Genomic DNA, 19894 nt, shown 5'->3' on the forward strand with positions numbered 1-19894 from the left:
GTCGGTGGAGACCGTACCGATCCAACTTCCCGACGGCACGACGACGTCGGTCCGCTTGTTCCCCGGGCCGGATCACGACCACGAGAATCGACTCGACTCGTCGCGGGCCGTCGTGGTGATCGTTCCGGGACTCGGAATCCCCGCCGGCTACTACGAACCATTCGCGCGGGCCCTCACCGACCACGGATTCGACGCCGCGATCTGCGAACTCGCCGGTCAGGGCGACAGTCGACCGCGGCCCGGACCCGACAGCCGATACGGCTACCAGGAGATCGTCGCCGTGCACTTCCCGGCGATGTTCGAGGTGGTACGCGAACGATTCCCCGACTCCACCCCGTTCCTGCTCGGGCATTCGATGGGCGGTCAGCTCGGCGCGCTGTACGCGTCCCGCATTCACGGTCGACTCGGTGGGCTCGTGCTCGTCGCCTCGGGCACCCCGTACTACCGACACTTCCCCGGCGCACACGGCCCCGGTCTGCTGTTCGGTTCCACGGCGATGTCGCTCACGGCGAGCGTGGCCGGATTCTGGCCCGGTGACCGGATCGGTGTCGCGGGCTTCGGACGGCAGTCGCGTCCCCTGATCTCCGACTGGGCGCGGCTCGCGCGAAGCGGCCGGTTCGCGCCGTCCGCCGCCGACATCGACTACGAGGAACACCTGGCCCGATTGAATCTTCCGGTCCTGTCGATCACGATCGAGGGCGACGACATGACGCCGGTGGCCTCGGCCCGGCACCTCGTGGACAAGCTGCCCGCAGCCGAGGTCACCACCTGGCACCTCGATCGGCCGCTCGGTCACAACGGCTGGATCCGCGACAACGACGACACGGTCGAGCGCATCGTGGTCTGGCTACGTGACCGGTGAGGCACTGAGATCCATAGTGTGGATCCGAGCAACCGGGCTCGGATCCACACTGTTCGTTACAGCTTCTCGGCCAGGAACGTGAAGGTCAGCGCTGATTTGAACGCCGCCTGCGCGTTGTCGGCGGCGCCGCCGTGCCCGCCCTCGATGTTCTCGTAGTACCAGACCTCGTGACCCTGCTCCTCGAGGAGCGCCACCATCTTGCGGGCATGCCCGGGATGCACGCGGTCGTCACGGGTGGACGTCGTGATCAGGATCGGCGGGTACGTCGCATCGGGATCGGTGTTCTGATACGGCGAATACTCGGACAGGAACGTCCACTCGTCGGGGTTGTCGGGGTCGCCGTATTCCGCCATCCACGACGCGCCTGCGAGCAGCAGGTGATAGCGCTTCATGTCGAGCAGCGGGACCTGACACACGATGGCGCCGAACAGCTGCGGATAGCGGGTGAGCATCACACCCATCAGCAGGCCGCCGTTGCTTCCGCCCTGGATCCCCAGTTGTTCCGTCGTCGTGATTCCCCGCGCGACCAGGTCCTTCGCGACCGCGGCGAAATCCTCGAACACTTTGTGGCGGTTCCCCTTCAGTGCCTGCGTATGCCAGGTGGGGCCGTACTCGCCGCCACCGCGAATGTTCGCGATCACGTAGGTGTTTCCGCGTTCGAGCCACGCCCGGCCCACACCGCCGCTGTATGCCGGGACCATCGAGTTCTCGAATCCGCCGTACCCGTACAGCAAGGTCGGCGCCGCCGTGCCGGTGTTGCTGCCGACGACGAAGTAGGGGACCTGCGTGCCGTCGTCGGAGGTCGCGAAATGCTGTGTGACGGTGATGTCGCCGGAGTCGAAGAACGAGGGGGCCTGCTTGATCGACTCGAGCGGTTGCCCCACCGTGCCCGACAACAGGGTCGCAGGGGTCGTGAATCCGCTGGAGTTGAGGAAGAAGTCGTCGCCCTCGCGAGGGTCGACGTCGATGATCGACGTCGACGTCGCATCCGGGAGCCCGTCGAGTTCCTCGTCGGTCCATCCGTCGGGGCCCGGGGTGAGGACGCGCATGCGGGTCTGGACGTCGCGCAAGGTGACCATCAGCAGATGGTTCTGCGTCCAGGTGTACTGCTCGAGCGACGTGTGCTCGTCGGGAGTGAACAGCACGGTCATGTCGCGCGAGCCCTCGAGGAACGAGGGGTAGTCGGTCGCGAGCAGGGAGCCTGCGGGATGTCCGAGCCACTCCGAACGGGGACGCACGAGCATGTGGTCGCGATACACGCTGACCCGCGCGTCGTCGGGGACGTCGAGCTTGATCAGGGTGCCGTCGGGCTTCAGTTCGTACTGGTACGCGGCGTAGAAATCGATGGCGCGGTCGACGAAGCTGCGCTCGTAGCCGGGGGTGTTGTCGTGGCCTGCGCCGACGGCGACATCGGTGGTCTCGCCCTCGAACACCGTCTCGGCGTCTTCGATCGGAGTTCCGCGACGCCAGCGTTTCGCGATCCTCGGATAGCCCGAATCGGTCAGGGAACCGTCTCCGAAGTCGGTGCCGACGAAGACGGAGTCGACGTCGATCCAGCTGATGTCGGTTTTCGCTTCGGGGAGTTCGAAACTGTCCGCGCCCGACACGAACTGTCTTGTCAGCAAGTCGAATTCGCGGATGACGGTCGCATCAGCGCCGCCACGCGACAGGCTGATCAGCGCGCGATTCTGGTCGGGTCGCAGGACCTGAGCGCCCGACCACACCCAGTTCTCCCCCTCTTCCGCAGCCACGGCGTCGAGATCGACGAGGACATCCCACTCGGGGTCGTCGAGGACGTACTGGTCGAGGGTGGTGCGTCGCCACAGGCCACGTACGTGCTCCGCGTCGCGCCAATAGTTGTACAGGTACCGGCCGCGGCGTCGGGCGTAGGGGATACGTGCGTCGGTGTCGAGGATTTCTCGGATCCGCGATTCCAACGTCGTGAAGTCGTCGGTGCGGGTGTAGCTGTCGACGGTGCGGTCGTTGCGTGATCGCACCCAGTCGAGTTGCTTCTCGCCGGTGACGTCCTCGAGCCAGAGGTGGGGGTCGGTGGTGTCGCTCATGACCCTATTTCTACCTGGATCGGAGCGGATGGGGGCCGACGGCGAGGTCCGGGGAGGTGTCGACGGTACGCTCACGACCGTGCAACTCACCCCCTCCGACGCACAGATGTACTGGCTCGCGGAGCGGATTCGCAGTGATCAGTTTCTGCTGTACTGCTTCGCGGGCGATGCCGACGCCGATGCGGTGCGTGTCGCGGTTCGGCGACGTGTCGCGCGGGTGGGGGAGCTCCGGTGCAGGATCCGTGACGTTCCGAAGAACCTCGACTACCCGTATTGGGAACCGAGGGAGTACGGCGACGACCTGGTGGTCGAGCACGTCCTGACCGACCACACGTGGGCCGAGTTTCAGGAACGCGTGGGGTCGCTGGTGGCCACGTCGATCGATGCCCGGACGAGCCCGTGGCGGGTGCACGTCTTCGCGGGTGTTCGCGACGCTCCTCGCTGTGAGGGGCCCGGGGTTGTTGTGGTGTTCCAGGTGTCGCACGCTTTCGCCGACGGTGCTCGGGCGACGGAATTGGTGCGCGCATTGTTCGGCACCGAGGAGCCACCGCGCTCATCGGCTCCGGACGTCGTCTCGATGCCTGCGATGCTGGCACGGTCGCTCCGGTTCCCGGTCCAGTTCGCGCGACTCGTTGCGGCCGGTCGCAGAGCCGCAGCCGCGGATCGGGCCCTGGCCGATGCAACGACCGCCGGTGAGATTCCCCCGCCTGCTGCAGGGCGCCTCCTCGTCGGTGTCAATACCGACCCGGGGTTCGAGCGAGCCGTACGCACGGTCGTGTGCCCAGCCGAGGACTTCCGCGGAGCCGGCGTCACCGTCACCGTGTCGGCGCTGACTGCGATCTCCGTCGCCCTGCCCCGCTTCCTGGAGTTGCGCGGTGAGACGGTGCCGGATCGGCTCGGCGCCGAGGTCACCATCGCGGTCGACGCGATAGGGGAGTCGAACAACAACTACCGCAATGCCGGTGTCGACCTGTTCGTGACCGAACCGGATCTGTCCGCGCGGGCCGCGCTGATCGCTGACGACATCGCTGATCGTCGCGCACGACTGGCGAGCCCGCTGTTGGCACAACGTGATTCGGCGAACGAGTTCGTTCCGGCGCCGCTGCTGAAGTTCGGGGTCGATCGGTACTCATTGGGCGAGGTTCCCGAGACCGTCACAGGGAACACGGTGGTATCGAGCGTGAACCGCGGCCGCGCCGACCTCGAACTCGCGGGTGCCCCGGTCGTATTCAGCGCGGGATTCCCGGGGTTGTCACCGGTGATGGCACTGACTCACGGCGTGTACGGCCTCGGCGACACCGTCACGATCGGTATCAACTCGAGCCCCCGTGCGGTGCCCGACGTCGACGAGTACGAGTCGATGCTGCGGGACGCGATCGGCGAGGTCCGGGTCGCGCTCGGCGGGTGACCGCGACATACGCGCGCTCGGAAGGCACACGCATCCCGCCGGCGCGGTGTGCCTATTCGTGTGGGTCGCGGTTGTGTGATGTCTTCCGGCGTCGCGCGTCCTCGTGGGCATGGCGGAGGAGGTCGGCGGCGATGGCCGTCGTCCGGGCGCCGGGATTGACGATCGCAATCCATCCCTGAGCTCGATAGACCGGATGGGGAAGGGCGGTGTCGGCGGCGCTGAAGTCCACCGCGGACTCCGTTGCCCGTGGGTCTTCGCCGGTGAGTTCGGTGAACTTCGCACGGCCGACGTGGATGTTCAGTCTCCACCGGTCGGGTGGGTCCAGCTCGGACTCGGTGTCGCCGGGATAGTTCTTCGTCACGATCGTCGCGAAGGGCTGCTCGCGCTGGGGGACCCGTCCGTCGGGGGAGAAGTAGAAGAAGTGATCGCCCCACGCGACTTCCGGAAACTCGCTGCCTGCTTCGGGAGCGAGTTCGACGACGCCCTCGAAGCCGCGCACCATCTCGAGAATCTGCTTCATACTCATGGTTCAAGTGTGTAGTTGAAGTGCTTATGGAGGGTTTCGGCAATGGTGCGCGGCGATGCGGTCGAGCTGAGCACGCGCGCTGTCGCTGCGGCCACGGGCTATTCGGTACAGCAGATCCGAGACCTCGAAGCACACGGCGTCATCGACGCTGCACCCAGAAAACACAATGGATACCGCGTGTTCTCCGCGCGGCACATCCGCGACCTGCATGCCTACCGCGACCTAGCGGTGGCCGTCGGTCCGGTGGAGGCGCGGAGAGTGATGCGTGAGATTCGTGTCCTCCCGCCGGCCGATGCGCCTGTCCCGGTGGCATTGCTCCACGTCGAACTCGCTCGCGAGCGCGATCACGCACTTGAAGCAAGGCGGGCTCTTCTCCTCATCCGTGCGGAGTCGGAGATCGACGTCGAGCCCGCCGAGAGCGACACCATGACGATCACCGAACTCGCCGGCGCCCTCGGTGTTCGTGCCTCGGCACTGCGCTTCTGGGAGAAAGAGCGTCTCGTGACGCCGCAGAGGGTGGCCACGAACGCGGGATCCGCCCGCCGCTACCCGCTCGCCGCGATCCGCGAGGCTCGCATCGTCGCGACGTTGCGCGCCGCCGGCTACCGCATACCCGACGTCCGCAGAGCCCTCACCGATCTTCGCGACCTCCAGGACATCGACGTGTCGCTGAGGGCGCTGGACTCGAGGATCGACGACATCGCCGCGCGAACACTGTCGCTGCTGCGTGCCGGGGCCGTCCTTGCCGAGATCATCGCCCCTCGATGAGACGGCCGGGGCCACATGTTCTACTGGTCGGCACGACGTGAAGGGGGACACATGGGTACGTATGTAGTGACGGGCGCGGCATCCGGGATGGGCAAGGCCAGTGCCGAGCGACTGCGCGCGGCGGGGCACACGGTGATCGGGATCGACCTGAGGGATGCCGACGTCGTCGCGGATCTGTCGACGACCCAGGGGCGGTCGGCCGCGATCCGGCAGACGCTCGACCTTGCCGACGGACGCCTCGACGGCGCCGTCCTCGCGGCAGGGCTGGGCCCGATCGCGGGGAAGGAAAAAGTGATCGCCGAGGTCAACGTGCGGGGCGTGATAGACCTGCTCGTCGGCTGGCGACCGGCCCTCGCTGCGACCGGCAACAGCAAAGTGGTGGTGTTCGGATCGAACTCGACGACGGCGACACCCGGTGTGCCGAACTCGGCGGTGAAGGCTTTCCTCGCCGGAGACCTCGACAAAGGCGTCAAGCGTGCAGGACGCATCTCCGCTGCGGCAGCCCCGTTCACGTACGCGGCGACGAAGATTGCGGTCACCCGGTGGGCTCGTCGTAATGCGGTCACCGACGACTGGGCCGGTTCCGGGATTCGCCTCAACATCATTGCACCGGGTGCAATTTCGACGCCATTGCTGGAAACGCAGCTGGCCGGTCCGCAAGCGAAGCGGGTCGAGGGCTTCCCGGTGCCGATCGGTGGTTTCGGTGACGCCGAGCAGATCGCCGAGTGGGTCGAATTCATGCTGTCCCGCGCAGCGGATTTCATGGTGGGAAGTATCGTGACGGTGGACGGCGGGACAGAGGCGTACTTCCGCTCGGGCGACTGGCCTGTTGCCGTTCCGCTCAGTGGAGTGCCCCGGTACCTTCTCCAGATGTTCCGGTTCCGTCCCTGACACAATGGCGTACCGGCCCGCATCATCCGATCGGCTGATACGGATCCGACCCGCTCGGTCGATGTGAAGACCCGGGGCCGGCGGGCACGCTCTATGCATGCCCATCGTTGAAGTGACAGACCTGTACAAATCGTACGGAGATCGCACGGTCGTCGACGGCGTCAGTTTCCACGTCGACGACGGAGAGATCTTCGGGATCCTCGGCCCGAACGGGGCGGGGAAGACCACCACCGTCGAATGTGTGTCCGGTCTGCGGGTACCCGACCGAGGCACGGTCCGTGTGGCAGGGCTCGATCCCGTCGCCGACCATCGCGCCGTCACCGAAATACTCGGCACGCAACTTCAGCAGAGTGCGCTGCAACCGAAGCTGACCGTGCGCGAGGCGCTCGGCTTGTACGCCTCGTTCTATCCCGATCCGGCAGACGGCATGGCGCTCGCGGAGCGACTCGGTCTCGCGCCGGTCTTCGGCACCCGATTCGCGAAGCTGTCGGGTGGTCAGCAACAGCGGCTGTTCATTGCCCTCGCCTTGATCGGACGGCCGCGCGTGGTGGTGCTCGACGAGCTCACCACAGGCCTGGACCCGCGCGGTCGACGGGAAACCTGGTCGCTGATCGAGGAGGTCCGCGACTCAGGGGTGACGGTTCTGCTCGTCACCCATTTCATGGAAGAAGCTCAGCGCTTGTGCGACCGCGTCGCAGTATTCGACGCGGGCGCGATCAAGGCGCTCGGCAGTCCCACCGAGCTGGTCGGACGGTCGGCCTCGGCCGTTGTCGTGTCGTTCCGCCCGGCCGGTGGGTTGCTCGATCGGTCCGAGTTCGAAGCACTTCCCGGCGCATCGGCGGTGCGGGGCGACGGCGAGCGGATCGTCATCGAGGGCAGCGACGACACCGTGGACGCGGCGCTGTCACTACTCGCGCGACGCGGACTGTCCGCCGAGCGACTTCGCGTCACCGACGCCACACTCGACGACGCATTTCTCGACATCACATCCTCGGAGCCCGGACATGCAGGGAGCTGACATGCAGACCACAACCAATCCAGCGGTGGCAGTACTGAGCACCGAAGCCCGGCTGTTCGGGCGTGAGCCCGCCGCGATGTTCTGGATCCTTATCTTCCCCGTGGGGCTGCTGACGATTCTCGGGGTCATTCCGATGTTTCGGGAGACCGACCCGAATCTCGGCGGCCTCCGACTGATCGACCTGTACGTGCCGGTGACCGTTCTCCTGGCGATGATCGTGGCCGGCATTCAGACCATGCCCGGTGTGTTGTCGTCGTATCGGGAACGCGGAATCTTGCGGAGGCTGGAGGCGAGCCCCGCGAAGCCCACCTATTTGTTGATGGCGCAGATCGTCGTGCATGCGGTGGCCGTTGCTGTCTCCGTCGTTCTCGCGTTGCTCGTGGGTCGTGTCGTGTTCGACGTCGCGCTACCGGCACAACCGTTCGGCTACGTGCTGGCCGTCGTCCTCACGCTCGCGGCCGCCCTGAGCATGGGTGCGGCGATCGCGGCGGTGTCGTCGTCGATGCGGGTGGCGCAGACGGTGGGCACGATAGTGTTCTTCCCCATGATGTTCTGCGCGGGAGTGTGGCTTCCGGTGCAGACGATGCCCGACCTGCTCCGCCGGGTCGTCGAAGTGACACCGTTCGGTGCTGCCTCACAGATCCTCGATCAGGCGGCGTCGGGTTACTGGCCGAGCATGACCGGTGTCGCGGTGGTGACGGGTTGGGCGATCGTGCTCACGGCAGCCGCAATCAAGTGGTTCCGTTGGCAGTGACGGATTCTCCGGTCACTCTGGAGACTGTGACTGCATCTCGTCTGGGAACCTCGTGCGTGGAACCGGCATCGCATTTCGGGGAGGACTCGTGGAGCCGGTTCCACCGCTGGAGCCCACCGGTATTGCTTGCACTCGGGATCGTGCTGTGTGTCGGGACGGCGTCGATGGTGATGAGGCCCGCCGAATGGATTCCGGTGTCGGTGCTGACGGTCGTCGCGGCGGCCTTGGAAGTATGGTGGTGGCGCACCGGTCCGGGCACCGGGGCTGTGTACTACATCCTGCGGACTGTGATTGCGTTCGCCTTGAGCTGGTTCAATCCGTTCTTCGCGATCTACGCTCTGGTGGGCTATTTCGATGCACCGTGGTTGATCACCGAGCGCTGGGCCCGTCTCGGTCTGCTGGCAACGGCAGTGACGATGGCCGGGTCGCAGTCGGGAGGTCTACCTCCTTCGGATTCGATGCAGTGGACAGTGTTCGGCCTGCTGTTCGTGCTCAATGCAGTGATCTCGATGGTGATGTACCGGATCGGCGAGCGCGACCTGCGCAGGACCGAGGAGCGGATCGAGGCCATCGCCGAACTCGAACGTATGAACACCCGCCTCGAACAAGCACTTTCCGAGAATCGTGCGTTGCACGCCCAGCTGGTACAGCATGCGCGTGAGGCGGGGATCGACGACGAGCGGCGTCGTCTTGCGGCCGAGATCCACGACACCTTGGCGCAGAGTCTCACCGGGATCATCACGCAGCTGCAGGCTGCCGGGGACGCCGAGGATCCCGATGCGGCGCGGCGCCATGTCACCGTGGCGGCAGACCTCGCACGGCGCAGCCTCGGTGATGCGCGGCGCTCGGTGCAGAATCTCGCGCCGGAAGCACTCGAACACGACACACTCGAATCGGTGTTGGCCGAGTCGGTGGATCGCTGGTCCGTCGAGCACGGGATCTGGACCGACTTCACAGTGACGGGGGATGCGGAACCGCTGCACGACGACATCGCCGTAACGTTGCTGCGAATCACCCAGGAGGCTCTCGCGAATGTCGCCAAGCACGCTTCGGCACACCGCGTCGGTGTCACAGTGTCGTACATGGGCGACGAGGTGAGTGTCGATATCCGTGACGACGGGCTCGGCTTCGATCCGGCGGCGGTGTCGGCGGACGGATTCGGGATGAAGGGGATGCGTTCCCGTGTTGCCCGCGTCGCCGGTGTCATGGACGTCGAGTCCGAGATCGGCGCCGGAACAGCGGTCTCGGTGCGGGTACCGCAGGTGCGTGCGGGATCGGTGTCGTGAGCAGCGGATTGCAGGGGATCACCGTGCTGATCGTCGACGACCATCCCGTGGTCCGCGACGGCCTGCGCGGAATGTTCGCGGCCTCGGACGAGTTCACGGTTCTCGGTGAAGCGGGGGACGGGCATGAAGCGGTGGCGCTCGTCGCCCGGCTGGATCCCGATGTGGTGCTGATGGATCTACGGATGCCGCGAGGCGGCGGTGTCGACGCGATCGCCGAACTCTCGTCGAGACAGGTTCGTAGCCGGGTCCTGGTGCTCACGACCTACGACACCGACGCCGACACCATTCCCGCGATAGAAGCGGGTGCCACCGGGTATCTGCTCAAGGATGCACCGCGCGACGAACTGTTCGCTGCCGTGCGTGCGGCCGCGGAGGGACGTACGGTGCTGTCGCCGGTGGTGGCGTCGCGCCTGATGTCCCGGGTGCGGGGTGCAGACACTCCACGGTCGCTCAGCTCCCGCGAACGAGAGGTGCTGGCGCTCGTGGCGAAGGGGACGTCCAATCGCGAGATCGCGCGGGTGTTGTTCATCAGCGAGGCGACAGTGAAGACGCACCTCACCCATATCTTCGGGAAGCTCGAGGTGTCGGACCGCGCCGCGGCGGTGGCCGCCGCCTACGAGCGCGGAATCCTCGGCTGAGCGTGCGAATCGGGTGGTGCGATGCCGAAGAGCATCGCGTCGATGCCCGCGACGAACGCCGCGTCGTTGTCGAGTGGAGCGGCCGGGGAGTCCGGGCCGGTGCCGGTGAACAGCGCTGCCAGGTGCGGATAGTCGCCGTGCGCGAGCATGGACGCCACATGTCCGGCACCGCCGCCCGACCGGGAGGCGACCACCCCGACGGATTCTTGTTGGGCGAAGTTCGCCACCCATCCGCTCAGCAGTGCGACACCCATCATGGTGGCCGTCGGGTCGAGTTTCGCGGGGGCGAGTGCACCGATGAGGTGATCGAGATAGGCGATGGTGTTCGGTCCCATGTCGGTGGTGGGGATCTCATGCAGCCACGGATGTTTCCGATGTAGCGCGCGAGATTGTTCCGCTACGTCGAGGACGTCGGCGCGCACGTCGCCGGTGAGCGGTGCGAACTCGTATTCGCCTGCGACGCGGTCGGCCATCAGAGCGAGCAGATCGTCCTTCCCGGACACGTACCGGTACAGGGATGCCGCGGAGGTGCCGAGGGCGTCGGCGACGCGGCGCATGGACAGTGCGCGTATTCCTTCTCGATCGACGAGGTCGACGCAGGTCTCGGCGATATCGCTGAGCGTGTGCGTGGGGCGTGGTCCGCGCTTCGGTTCGTCGGATCGCAGCCACAGTGAGGTCGGCATGACCTCAGCATGCCTCGAGAAGTCATTTGCGAACAGTGTTCGCAAATGCCTACACTGAATCTGCGAACGTTGTTTACAGATGAGGAGATGCGCGTGAACGTCATCGAAACGGAAGGCCTGACCCGCCGCTACGGCGAACACACGGTCGTCGACGGCGTGGACCTCGAGGTGAGGGAAGGGGCCGTGCACGCATTGCTCGGACCGAACGGCTCAGGTAAGACCACCACCGTGCGCATGCTCTCGACCCTGCTGCGCCCGACCTCCGGGAAGGCCAGGATCCTCGGCTTCGACACCGTCGCCGACGCCATCCGGGTAAGGCAGCGCATCGGCCTGGTCGGCCAGTTCCACTCGGTGGACCCACGGCTCACCGGCGCTGAGAATCTCACGATGTTCGCGCGACTCTCCGGGATGCGGGCGCGCAACTCCCGGCGTCACGCCCGCGACCTGCTCGAGCGCTTCGGTCTTGCCGACGCGGCCGATCAGCAGGTTCAGAGCTATTCCGGCGGCATGCGGCGCCGGCTCGACATCCTTGCGGGAACCGTCGTACGCCCCGCAGTGCTGTTTCTCGACGAACCCACCACCGGCCTCGACCCGCGCAGCCGCAACGACATCTTCGGATACATCCTGGATTTCGTAGCAGAGGGGACCACCGTGGTGCTCACCACCCAGTATCTGGACGAGGCCGAACGTCTCGCCGACGCAATCACGATCCTCGACGGCGGTCGCACCGTCGCCACCGGTGCGCCTGCCGAGATCACCGCCGCGGTCGGCGCGGGTCTCGACCTGGTCGTCGCACCTGCCGACCGTGGCGGAGCGGTGAAGGTTCTGAACGGATTCGGTGCACGAGAAGTGGGATCGACTGTGGTGCAGGGACACTCGATCCGTCTGGCCTTCGGGTTGGATGGCGAACCGGAATTGCTCCCGATCCTGCGGGCCCTCGACGCCGACGGAATCGACGTCCACGACATCGGCAGACGACGCGCGAGCCTCGACGAGGCGTTCCTCGCGCTCACCGAAAGGACCCCGGCATCGTGACCATCGATCACCAGGTGCAGCCCTCGGTGGGCACGGTCGCGGCAGCACGAGTGGTGTTCGGTCGCACCGTCGCCGCGTACCGGCACTCGCCGGCGCTGCTCGTAGTCTCGCTCGCCGCGCCGCTGGGCATGGTCGTGTTGTTCGGCTATGTTTTCGGCGGCTCGCTGGCGGGAAGTGCCGATCCCGCGGAATATCGCTCGTACCTGATGCCGGGCGTGTTCGTCCTCGTGGCGGCATTGGGTCTGATGGGCACCGCGAGCACTGCCAATGCGGATATGAGCAGCGGGCTCACCGACAGGCTCCGAGCTCTGCCCATTGCGCGGGCCGGGGTGCCGACGGGCCTGGCGCTCGCGGAGACGGTGATCGGTGCGGTCGCGCTCTCCGTGATGATGGGGATCGGATACCTGGTCGGGTGGCGCATCGACGCACCCGCCGGGGACATCGTTCTGGCTATCGTGCTGCTGTTCGCGTTCCGGGCGGCGCTCGGTTGGCTCGGCCTCCTCCTCGGTATGGCGATCCGTGACGAGCAGCTGCTCCAGCAGGCGGCGCCGATGATCTTCGGACTCATCATGTTCTCGAACGTGTTCACACCCACGGAGGCGATGCCGTCCGTCGTCCGCGCCATCGCGGAGTGGAATCCGATCAGCTCGGTGGTTGCTGCACTGCGGGAGTTGTTCGGTTCGGGAACCGCGGTGGCGGCCGACTCGGCATGGCCGATGCACCACCCGGTGGCGGCCGCGTTCGGATGGATTGCGCTGATCCTCGCGGTGACGGTGCCCGTCGCGGTGAAGCGGTACGGCGCGCAGAGGTGAGTGCGAAAATTCACCCTACTCGCGGGTAACCGGACCATCGGCAGACAGCGGGATCGGGCAGGACTACCCTCTATGGCTGTGACCTCACACTATGACGTCGTTGTCCTCGGAGCCGGTCCCGGTGGGTACGTCGCTGCTATCCGCGCGGCGCAGCTGGGATTGAGCACCGCCATCATCGAGCAGAAGTACTGGGGCGGTGTCTGCCTCAACGTGGGCTGCATCCCCTCGAAGGCCCTTCTTCGCAATGCCGAACTGGCACATCTCTTCACCAAAGAGGCCAAGACCTTCGGCATCTCGGGAGACGTGTCGTTCGACTTCGGTGCAGCCTTCGACCGCAGCCGCAAGGTGGCAGACGGTCGGACCAAGGGCGTGCACTTCCTCATGAAGAAGAACAAGATCACCGAGTACGACGGTAAGGGCTCGTTCGTCGACGCCAAGACCATCGAGGTGGCGCTCACCAAGGGCGGCACCGAACAGGTGACCTTCGACAACGTCATCATCGCCACGGGTTCGGTCACCAAGTTGCTGCCGGGCACGCAGCTCAGCGACAACGTCGTGACCTACGAGGAGCAGATCCTCACCCGCGAACTTCCGGGCTCGATCGTCATCGTCGGCGCCGGCGCCATCGGCATGGAATTCGGCTACGTCCTGAAGAACTACGGGGTCGACGTCACCATCGTCGAGTTCCTCGATCGTGCTCTGCCGAACGAGGATGCCGACATCTCCAAGGAGATCACCAAGGCGTACAAGAAGCTCGGCGTCACCATCAAGACCGGTGCTGCCGTCCAGAAGATCACCGACAACGGCTCGAACGTCACCGTCGAGATCAAGGACAACAAGTCCGGCAACGTCGAGACGATGACCGTCGACAAGGTGCTGCAGTCGGTCGGTTTCGCCCCGCGCGTCGAGGGCTTCGGCCTCGAGAAGACCGGCGTCGAGCTCACCGATCGCGGCGCGATCGCGATCGACGAGCGCATGCGCACCAACGTCCCCGGCGTCTACGCCATCGGTGACGTCACTGCGAAGCTGCAGCTTGCGCACGTCGCCGAGGCCCAGGCCGTCGTCGCCGCCGAGACCATCGGCAATGCCGAGACCCTCGAACTCGGCGACTACCGCATGATGCCGCGCGCGACGTTCTGCCAGCCGCAGGTCGCGTCGTTCGGCTTGACGGAGGAGCAGGCGAAGGCGGAAGGCTACGACATCAAGGTCGCGACCTTCCCGTTCACCGCCAACGGCAAGGCCCACGGACTCGGCGACCCGAACGGTTTCGTCAAGCTGATCGCAGACAAGACCCACGGCGAACTCATCGGCGGCCACCTCATCGGCCCCGACGTCTCCGAGCTGCTGCCCGAGCTGACGCTCGCGCAGAAGTGGGACCTGACCGTCAACGAACTGGCGCGCAACGTCCACACGCACCCCACGCTCAGCGAGGCTCTGCAGGAGGCCATTCACGGCCTCGCAGGACACATGATCAATTTCTGATCTTCCGGTGCGGGTCGACCCCCGCGCGGATGTACCGGCTCAGCCCGCGGTGACTTGATCGTCACCGCGGGCTGCTGTCGTCCCGGACCTCTTCTGCCCGGGGCGGAGGACGAGCTTGACGAGGCAGTTCCCGTCCTGCGGGTCGGGGAAGACGTCGACCGTGTAGGACGCGCCGAGAGCGGTGGCGTGGTCGTCGAGGACTCTCTGGATCAGGCCGCGTTGGATTCCGCGCACCACTTCAGGGTTGCTGCGGGCGATCTCGGCGAGCGGGCACGTGCAGAGCGTGATGCTGTGCGTGCCGAATGCGTTGGTGGCCGTGCGTGTTTCGAAACCCAACTGCTCGAGGGATTCGATGACGAGTGCTCCGGCGTCGGTCGTCGGCTTCGGAGCAAATCCGAGTATTCCAGCCCAGTCGTCGCCGACCTCGACTGCTTTCCGTTCGCGCTCGGCCGCACTCCCGCCGATGCGGGCAGCGAGTAGGGCGACGAGATCGGTGTACGACGGCTCGCGTACCGCGACGTACCCCATGCGGGGGCGGCCGACCTTCTCGGCAGGTAACGCCTGGGTGCGGACGAGTCCCTCGTCGACGAGGCCGGAGAGGTGGAACCGGATCGTCGTTACGTGCAGGTCGAGCGCGTCCGCGAGGTGATGGGCATCGAGGGGCCCCGTGGACTCGCGCACCAGGTCGAGAACCCGCTCGCGCTGCTTCACCCGCCGTGTCAACTCGCACTCCTGTCGCGATCCCGGGTGACCTCAGGTGAGGCTCACCTTATTAAAAGGAGAGAAATCCCCTATAGTCGTCGCCATGAAGGCTGCGACCGACTCACCGTCCACGGTACGACCGGCACGACGAGCCCTGGGCACTGTGGCTACCCTTGCTCTCGCGCTCATGGCGGTCGCGTCGGTGGTCGTCGCAGTAGCCGCTGTCATCGTTGCCGTCGAGGTGCGGGAACAGGACCAGCGACCGGTTGCCGAGTCGACGTCGAACGCCGCGATCCTCGCAGCGCTGCAGTCCCTCGCGGCCGACCGGGGAGCCTCTGCACCCGCTCCCGCAGTGGCTCCGGCTCCTGAAGCGGACGTACCCGATGGTGCGATGCCCGACCCGGCTCCTGCCCCTGCTGCGGTTGCCGCTCCTGTCCCCGCGGGGAGCGTGTCTGCACCTGCCCAGGCACCCGACGAACCGGCCGTTGCGGCGCCGTCGGTCCCCGCGCCGAGCGCAGCGCAACTGACCACTGCACTGCATTCGGCGGTCGACCCCGCCGGTTCCCTCGCGTACCGGCAGTCGTATGTCGAACGCGGTGCGGAATCCGGACCGGTTCTCGAACAGATCGGGACGCGGGCGGGGACGATGCTGCGTGTCGTTCGGCCGCGCGTGATCGACCCGATCGACTTCGACGGAACGAACGCGTCGGGTCGCCTCCAGGTGACGTTCGCCGGCGCCCCCGGCCCCGAGACGCCGCTGCGCCTGACCTTCGTATACCTCGACGGAATGTGGAAGCTGTCGGCGCGCAGTGTGTGTGATGTGGCGTCGTTCAACGGGTTCTCGTGCCCTTCCGGGTACGTCCGGTAGCGGCGCGGTCGCTCGGTGAGAACAGCGCGGTCCACCTCTTGACCACGAATCGGATGACCAGATCCACGAGAAGTGCGCAGATGATGATCGCGAGCGTCCATGCGAACAATGCGGGTGTCTGGAGCAGCGTCCGGGTCTGTGCGATCGCCGCGCCTACACCGTCCGGCGCCGACAGCAGTTCGGCCATCACCGCGACCCGCACCGACCCGGACGCGACGGCTCCCGTCGCCGCGACGATCGGCGGAAGGATCGACGGCACGACGATGAACACGAGTCGTCGGGCGCGACTCAACTGCAGGCCGGTGCCGAGCTCGAGCAGATGCGGGTCGATCGACCTCAACGCCGACGCGGTGGCTGCGGCGATGATCGGCACCATCACGGTCGCGCAGACGATGATCGTGATCGACGGATCGCTGCCCATCCACAGCACCAGGCACACGATCAGTACGATCGGTGGAAGGCCCTGCAGGATCGCGCGGATCGGTGCGAGCACACCGTCGGCGAACGGCGATACCGTTGCGGCCCAGCCGAACAGGACCCCGACGGAGAGTGCGAGCGCCGTCGCGGTGGCGGCGCGCATGAGTGTGAGCGCCAGCTCGGTCGCGAGCGAGCCGTCGGTCACGATGTCCCACAGCGCGTCGAGCGTCTGCGCCGGACTCGGCATAACGGCGGGGGACCGACCCAATGACAGCTGATGCCAGATGGCCAGCAGCACAGCGACACACAGCGCGGCGCCGACGGCGTACTGCGGTGACCGGCCGGCCACGGACGGTGCGTTCACGATCCGCGGTTCCCTCCGTAGAAACCGTCTGCAGGCATTTCGCCGCCGATAGAGTCCGGCACCGTGGTCATCAGCGATTCGTAGAGCAGCTCGGTATCGGTGCGGCCCTCTGCGGCGGGCAGATAGGTCGGTCGCAGGTCCGGCAGTACCCGACCGACCACGTCGGCGGGGATCGGGACGATGTCGGCGATCGTGACCGCGCCCCGCTGTGGGTCGGACACGACCTCGATGACCGAGCCGAGCAGATTCGTCTGCAGGGCGCCGACGAGATCCGGGTACGCGCGCGCCACTTCGCCGCGGAGTACGAATCCGGCGAACGGCAGGGACGACGCGTCGGTCTGCTCCACCCACAGGTCCTGCAAGCTCTGTGCTTCGACGACGCTGTCGCTTGCTCCGGCCACCACCGTCGAGAGATGTTCGGGGAGAATCGCATACTGCATCGACCCCGACGTCAAGCCGGTCGCGATGTCGAGCGGTGTGGGGTGGTACTGCAGAGTGACATCGGGGTTCTCACCGTTGTAGGTCATCCCGGCGCTGTCGAAGATCTGTCGGGCCACCAGGTCGATGATGTCGTTCTGGAACGGGATGTGCACGGTGTGTCCGCGCAAATCGTCGAGTGCTGTGCCTTCGGGGCCCATCAGGTGCACGATGTTGCCGCTCACCGTGCCGACCAGCACGAGATCGATGCCCTGCGCGCACAGGTTCGCCGCGATGTTGATCGGCATGGCGGCGAGGTCGTAGTTTCCGGCAATGAAGTTGGTACGCAACTCCTCCGGGGTGCTCGCGGTCCTCGTGGAGGTGGTGGCGATATCGAGGTCGTCGAGTCGGGTCAACGGCGCGGCCATGGCCACGTTGTTCGCGACACCGACGTTCAGAGAGTCGGGAAGGCCCGAGTCGGCGCCGCTCACCGGGGTCTCGGCTCCGCAGGCCGACGTGTCGTCGTCGGTGCCGCACGCGGTGAGCAGCATGGTTGCCACCGACAGCGCGACGACCAGTGTACGAATTCTCGAGGAGGAATGATGACGGTTCACGGAGTTCCTTTGATCGAATTCGACAGGGTGGGCCTGTCGCGCGGTGGCAGGGTGATCGTCGAGGACCTGTCGTTACGTCTCGACGCCGGTGAAATCCTGGTGATACTCGGCGAATCAGGGCTGGGCAAGACCACGGTGCTGCATGCCGCCGCCGGACTGCTCGAACCGTCGGCCGGCACCGTCACCCGCCGGGTCGAGCGCCAGGGAATGCTGTTCCAGGAAGCACGGCTGCTGCCGTGGATGACGGTGGGGAGGAACGTCCGACTCGGTGCACGGGGGCGGAGCGTGTGGTCGTCGGGGTCGCATCCGGAGGTCGATCGGGCGCTCGACGCGGTAGGGCTCGGGGACGTTGCCGATCTTCCACCCTTCCGGTTGTCCGGCGGAATGCAGCGCCGCGCGGCGCTGGCCCGGGCGCTGTTCGCGCGTCCGTCGGTCGTGTTTGCCGATGAACCGTTCGCGCACCTGGATTCCGCGTCGGCAAAAACCGTGGGTGTCGCGCTCGGGCGCGCTGCGGCCGAAGGCGCAGGCGTGTTGATGACTGCGCATGAGATCACCGACGTCTTCACCACCATGGGAATTTACCGTACATTATTCCGGTAAATAGGATGTGGACCGAGAGAGGCCGAAGACTATGAACGACAAGCACACAGCCGACGACGCACTGCCGCTGGCCGACCGGGATGCTGCTCACCTGCCCGGACACTGGCTCCTCGCACGCCTCGGCAAACGCGTCCTGCGTCCCGGTGGGAAAGAACTGACCGAACGGATGCTTGCCGACGCGAAACTGCGCGGCGTCGACGTCGTCGAGTTCGCGCCGGGTCTCGGCCGGACCGCCCAGAACATCCTCGACTACGCACCGAAGAGCTACGTGGGCGTCGAATCCGATGAGAGCGCAGCCTCCCTGACCCGGAAGGCACTCGGCGGCGCGGGGAAGGTCGTCGGTGGTGAGGCCTCGAAGACCGGACTCGACTCCGCAACCGCGGATGTCGTCGTCGGCGAGGCGATGCTCACGATGCAGACCGACAAGCACAAGTCCGAGATCATCGCGGAGGCGCTGCGCGTGCTGCGTCCGGGCGGGCGCTACGCGATCCACGAACTGGCGATCGAACCCGACGAGGTCGACGACGAGATCAAGACCGAGATCCGCAAGTCTCTTGCGCGGTCCATCAAGGTCAATGCACGTCCACTCACCGCGGCGGAATGGACGAAGCTCCTCGTCGACGCCGGGTTCGAGGTCGAAACCGTGGGCTTCGCGCCGATGGCGCTGCTCGAACCCCAGCGCATCCTCGCCGACGAAGGTCTCGTCGGTACAGTGAAATTCGTGGGCAACGTACTGCGGGACTCCGACGCTCGGGCACGGGTGCTGCAGATGCGGTCCACGTTCACGAAATACAAGAAGCACCTCGTTGCGATCGAGATCATCGCGAAGAAGAAGGCGGCATGATGACTGACACAACCGGTTCCGACGCCACCATGACGGTGATCGAGGGACTCACCCACCTCGATGTCAAGGACGGGGACGTCCCGCGCCTCGAGAAGCTCGTGTCGAGGCCGGGCGCCACTGTGATCCGGATGGGGTTCGCCGCGGGGCAGGTCCTGAAGGACCATCGTGCACCGGCCCCGATCCTGGTGCAGGCCACCAGCGGTGACGTGTCGTTCAGCACCGCAGACAAGACGGTCTCGCTCGTTCCGGGCACGGCAGTGCACGTCGACGAGGGAATCATGCACAAGCTCGTCGCCAACACGGACTCCGTGGTGGTGTTGACGATTCTGCGCTGACCTGTTCGTGGGTCTCCATGGAGTGACTGGAGTCGTTGCGTGAATGGAGACCCGCAACAGAACTCGAATCAACGTTCGACAATCCCTTGTCATGCGAATATGTGTTCTATAGAATTCGATCATGGGTGGGGACCTCTGGAAACTCGACAACACACAACTGATGGCCGAGACGCTCGCCGTCTCCGCCGAAATCCACACCTGGCAGGTACACCGCGTCGACCTGATGATCGCGATGATCGAACGCGACACCGTCCGCGAACACGGCTACCGCAGCCCCGCCCACTGGCTCGCCGCCGCCACCCACCTCGAACTCGGTGAATGCCACCGCATCGAATCACTGGCTCGGCTACTGCGGCTGGAACCGGAAGTACGCGAAGCGTATTCATCCGGTCTGTTGGATGCGGAGAAGGCACGGCAGATCGCCTACTTCTGCCAGCACTACCCCCGCACCATGAACCCCTGCGACTTCGAGAAAGCCCGCACCATCCTGATCGAGCACGCCTCCGA

22 protein-coding genes are annotated in these 19894 nt (G+C 66.0%); 16 read left to right on the plus strand and 6 right to left on the minus strand.

What is annotated here, in order from left to right:
• Positions 1–4 precede the first annotated feature (4 nt).
• Positions 5–862 (plus strand): alpha/beta fold hydrolase, encoded by an 858-nt coding sequence (locus ACFWB0_RS14880; protein ID WP_378491220.1) that lies wholly within the window; start codon positions 5–7, stop codon positions 860–862.
• Positions 863–918: 56 nt separating this feature from the next.
• Here ACFWB0_RS14880 and ACFWB0_RS14885 read toward each other — a convergent pair whose 3' ends face one another.
• Positions 919–2925: a prolyl oligopeptidase family protein gene (locus ACFWB0_RS14885; protein ID WP_378491221.1), complete on the minus strand. Its 2007-nt coding sequence runs from the start codon at positions 2923–2925 to the stop codon at positions 919–921.
• A 79-nt stretch (positions 2926–3004) separates the two neighbouring features.
• Between ACFWB0_RS14885 and ACFWB0_RS14890 the strand changes: the two genes are divergently transcribed.
• On the plus strand, positions 3005–4333 hold the full coding sequence (locus ACFWB0_RS14890; protein WP_378491222.1) for a wax ester/triacylglycerol synthase domain-containing protein: 1329 nt from the start codon (positions 3005–3007) through the stop codon (positions 4331–4333).
• Between the two features lie 52 nt (positions 4334–4385).
• On the opposite strand, the gene ACFWB0_RS14895 is transcribed toward ACFWB0_RS14890, so the two are convergent.
• Positions 4386–4859, minus strand: coding sequence for a DUF6194 family protein (locus ACFWB0_RS14895; protein WP_378491223.1), 474 nt, complete (start codon positions 4857–4859; stop codon positions 4386–4388).
• A 42-nt stretch (positions 4860–4901) separates the two neighbouring features.
• Here ACFWB0_RS14895 and ACFWB0_RS14900 point away from each other — a divergent pair, with 42 nt between their 5' ends.
• The 6 genes from ACFWB0_RS14900 (at position 4902) to ACFWB0_RS14925 (ending at position 10214) form a co-directional block, all read left to right on the plus strand.
• Positions 4902–5627 carry a MerR family transcriptional regulator gene (locus ACFWB0_RS14900; protein WP_378491224.1) on the plus strand — a complete coding sequence of 242 codons (726 nt, stop codon included), beginning with the start codon at positions 4902–4904 and terminating at the stop codon, positions 5625–5627.
• 51 nt (positions 5628–5678) lie between these two features.
• Entirely contained in the window at positions 5679–6518 is an 840-nt protein-coding gene (locus ACFWB0_RS14905) for an SDR family oxidoreductase (protein ID WP_378491225.1), read from the plus strand.
• Between the two features lie 97 nt (positions 6519–6615).
• Positions 6616–7536 carry an ABC transporter ATP-binding protein gene (locus ACFWB0_RS14910; RefSeq protein ID WP_378491226.1) on the plus strand — a complete coding sequence of 307 codons (921 nt, stop codon included), beginning with the start codon at positions 6616–6618 and terminating at the stop codon, positions 7534–7536.
• A gap of 1 nt (position 7537) precedes the next feature.
• Positions 7538–8290, plus strand: a complete 753-nt coding sequence (locus tag ACFWB0_RS14915; RefSeq protein ID WP_378491227.1) for an ABC transporter permease — start codon at positions 7538–7540, stop codon at positions 8288–8290.
• 56 nt (positions 8291–8346) lie between these two features.
• On the plus strand, positions 8347–9576 hold the full coding sequence (locus ACFWB0_RS14920; RefSeq protein ID WP_378491228.1) for a histidine kinase: 1230 nt from the start codon (positions 8347–8349) through the stop codon (positions 9574–9576).
• Complete coding sequence (locus ACFWB0_RS14925; protein WP_378491229.1) at positions 9573–10214, plus strand: response regulator; 642 nt, start codon at positions 9573–9575, stop codon at positions 10212–10214. The genes ACFWB0_RS14920 and ACFWB0_RS14925 overlap by 4 nt, the downstream gene beginning before the upstream one ends.
• On the opposite strand, the gene ACFWB0_RS14930 is transcribed toward ACFWB0_RS14925, so the two are convergent.
• Positions 10190–10897: a TetR/AcrR family transcriptional regulator gene (locus ACFWB0_RS14930; RefSeq protein ID WP_378491230.1), complete on the minus strand. Its 708-nt coding sequence runs from the start codon at positions 10895–10897 to the stop codon at positions 10190–10192. The genes ACFWB0_RS14925 and ACFWB0_RS14930 overlap by 25 nt on opposite strands.
• Before the next feature lie 87 nt (positions 10898–10984).
• Here ACFWB0_RS14930 and ACFWB0_RS14935 point away from each other — a divergent pair, with 87 nt between their 5' ends.
• From ACFWB0_RS14935 to lpdA, 3 genes are all read left to right on the plus strand, one after another.
• Positions 10985–11932, plus strand: a complete 948-nt coding sequence (locus tag ACFWB0_RS14935; protein ID WP_378491247.1) for an ABC transporter ATP-binding protein — start codon at positions 10985–10987, stop codon at positions 11930–11932.
• Positions 11929–12744 carry an ABC transporter permease gene (locus ACFWB0_RS14940; RefSeq protein ID WP_378491231.1) on the plus strand — a complete coding sequence of 272 codons (816 nt, stop codon included), beginning with the start codon at positions 11929–11931 and terminating at the stop codon, positions 12742–12744. Before ACFWB0_RS14935 ends, ACFWB0_RS14940 begins: the two co-directional genes overlap by 4 nt.
• A 78-nt stretch (positions 12745–12822) precedes the next feature.
• The gene (lpdA, locus tag ACFWB0_RS14945; RefSeq protein ID WP_378491232.1) at positions 12823–14226 is read left to right on the plus strand and encodes a dihydrolipoyl dehydrogenase; all 1404 of its coding nucleotides are present in this window, start codon (positions 12823–12825) and stop codon (positions 14224–14226) included.
• A 39-nt stretch (positions 14227–14265) separates the two neighbouring features.
• On the opposite strand, the gene ACFWB0_RS14950 is transcribed toward lpdA, so the two are convergent.
• Complete coding sequence (locus ACFWB0_RS14950) at positions 14266–14949, minus strand: helix-turn-helix transcriptional regulator (RefSeq protein WP_378491233.1); 684 nt, start codon at positions 14947–14949, stop codon at positions 14266–14268.
• Between the two features lie 82 nt (positions 14950–15031).
• Between ACFWB0_RS14950 and ACFWB0_RS14955 the strand changes: the two genes are divergently transcribed.
• Positions 15032–15796: a hypothetical protein gene (locus ACFWB0_RS14955; protein WP_378491234.1), complete on the plus strand. Its 765-nt coding sequence runs from the start codon at positions 15032–15034 to the stop codon at positions 15794–15796.
• On the opposite strand, the gene ACFWB0_RS14960 is transcribed toward ACFWB0_RS14955, so the two are convergent.
• Both ACFWB0_RS14960 and ACFWB0_RS14965 read right to left on the minus strand, forming a co-directional pair.
• Positions 15759–16577, minus strand: coding sequence for an ABC transporter permease (locus ACFWB0_RS14960; RefSeq protein ID WP_378491235.1), 819 nt, complete (start codon positions 16575–16577; stop codon positions 15759–15761). The two genes, ACFWB0_RS14955 and ACFWB0_RS14960, sit on opposite strands and share 38 nt — an antisense overlap.
• The gene (locus ACFWB0_RS14965; protein WP_378491236.1) at positions 16574–17608 is read right to left on the minus strand and encodes an ABC transporter substrate-binding protein; all 1035 of its coding nucleotides are present in this window, start codon (positions 17606–17608) and stop codon (positions 16574–16576) included. The genes ACFWB0_RS14960 and ACFWB0_RS14965 overlap by 4 nt, the downstream gene beginning before the upstream one ends.
• Here ACFWB0_RS14965 and ACFWB0_RS14970 point away from each other — a divergent pair.
• From ACFWB0_RS14970 to ACFWB0_RS14985, 4 genes are all read left to right on the plus strand, one after another.
• The gene (locus ACFWB0_RS14970; protein WP_378491237.1) at positions 17597–18208 is read left to right on the plus strand and encodes an ATP-binding cassette domain-containing protein; all 612 of its coding nucleotides are present in this window, start codon (positions 17597–17599) and stop codon (positions 18206–18208) included. The two genes, ACFWB0_RS14965 and ACFWB0_RS14970, sit on opposite strands and share 12 nt — an antisense overlap.
• 31 nt (positions 18209–18239) lie before the next feature.
• On the plus strand, positions 18240–19052 hold the full coding sequence (locus ACFWB0_RS14975) for a methyltransferase domain-containing protein (protein ID WP_378491238.1): 813 nt from the start codon (positions 18240–18242) through the stop codon (positions 19050–19052).
• Positions 19049–19387: a cupin domain-containing protein gene (locus tag ACFWB0_RS14980; RefSeq protein ID WP_378491239.1), complete on the plus strand. Its 339-nt coding sequence runs from the start codon at positions 19049–19051 to the stop codon at positions 19385–19387. The genes ACFWB0_RS14975 and ACFWB0_RS14980 overlap by 4 nt, the downstream gene beginning before the upstream one ends.
• Before the next feature lie 121 nt (positions 19388–19508).
• Positions 19509–19894 (plus strand): DUF222 domain-containing protein (locus ACFWB0_RS14985; RefSeq protein WP_378491240.1); only part of this gene is annotated, 386 nt, incomplete at its 3' end.

Source organism: Rhodococcus sp. NPDC060086 (genome assembly GCF_042730275.1).
Lineage (GTDB): Bacteria > Actinomycetota > Actinomycetes > Mycobacteriales > Mycobacteriaceae > Rhodococcus.

Coding starts and splice junctions, on each gene's coding strand:
- ACFWB0_RS14915 (WP_378491227.1), top strand. CDS start 7,538: ATGCAGACCACAACCAATCCAGCGGTGGCAGTACTGAGCACCGAAGCC.
- ACFWB0_RS14955 (WP_378491234.1), top strand. CDS start 15,032: ATGAAGGCTGCGACCGACTCACCGTCCACGGTACGACCGGCACGACGA.
- ACFWB0_RS14930 (WP_378491230.1), bottom strand. CDS start 10,897: ATGCCGACCTCACTGTGGCTGCGATCCGACGAACCGAAGCGCGGACCA.
- ACFWB0_RS14905 (WP_378491225.1), top strand. CDS start 5,679: ATGGGTACGTATGTAGTGACGGGCGCGGCATCCGGGATGGGCAAGGCC.
- ACFWB0_RS14935 (WP_378491247.1), top strand. CDS start 10,985: ATGCGCGTGAACGTCATCGAAACGGAAGGCCTGACCCGCCGCTACGGC.
- ACFWB0_RS14885 (WP_378491221.1), bottom strand. CDS start 2,925: ATGAGCGACACCACCGACCCCCACCTCTGGCTCGAGGACGTCACCGGC.
- ACFWB0_RS14910 (WP_378491226.1), top strand. CDS start 6,616: ATGCCCATCGTTGAAGTGACAGACCTGTACAAATCGTACGGAGATCGC.
- ACFWB0_RS14970 (WP_378491237.1), top strand. CDS start 17,597: ATGACGGTTCACGGAGTTCCTTTGATCGAATTCGACAGGGTGGGCCTG.
- ACFWB0_RS14975 (WP_378491238.1), top strand. CDS start 18,240: ATGAACGACAAGCACACAGCCGACGACGCACTGCCGCTGGCCGACCGG.
- ACFWB0_RS14980 (WP_378491239.1), top strand. CDS start 19,049: ATGATGACTGACACAACCGGTTCCGACGCCACCATGACGGTGATCGAG.
- ACFWB0_RS14900 (WP_378491224.1), top strand. CDS start 4,902: ATGGTGCGCGGCGATGCGGTCGAGCTGAGCACGCGCGCTGTCGCTGCG.
- ACFWB0_RS14895 (WP_378491223.1), bottom strand. CDS start 4,859: ATGAGTATGAAGCAGATTCTCGAGATGGTGCGCGGCTTCGAGGGCGTC.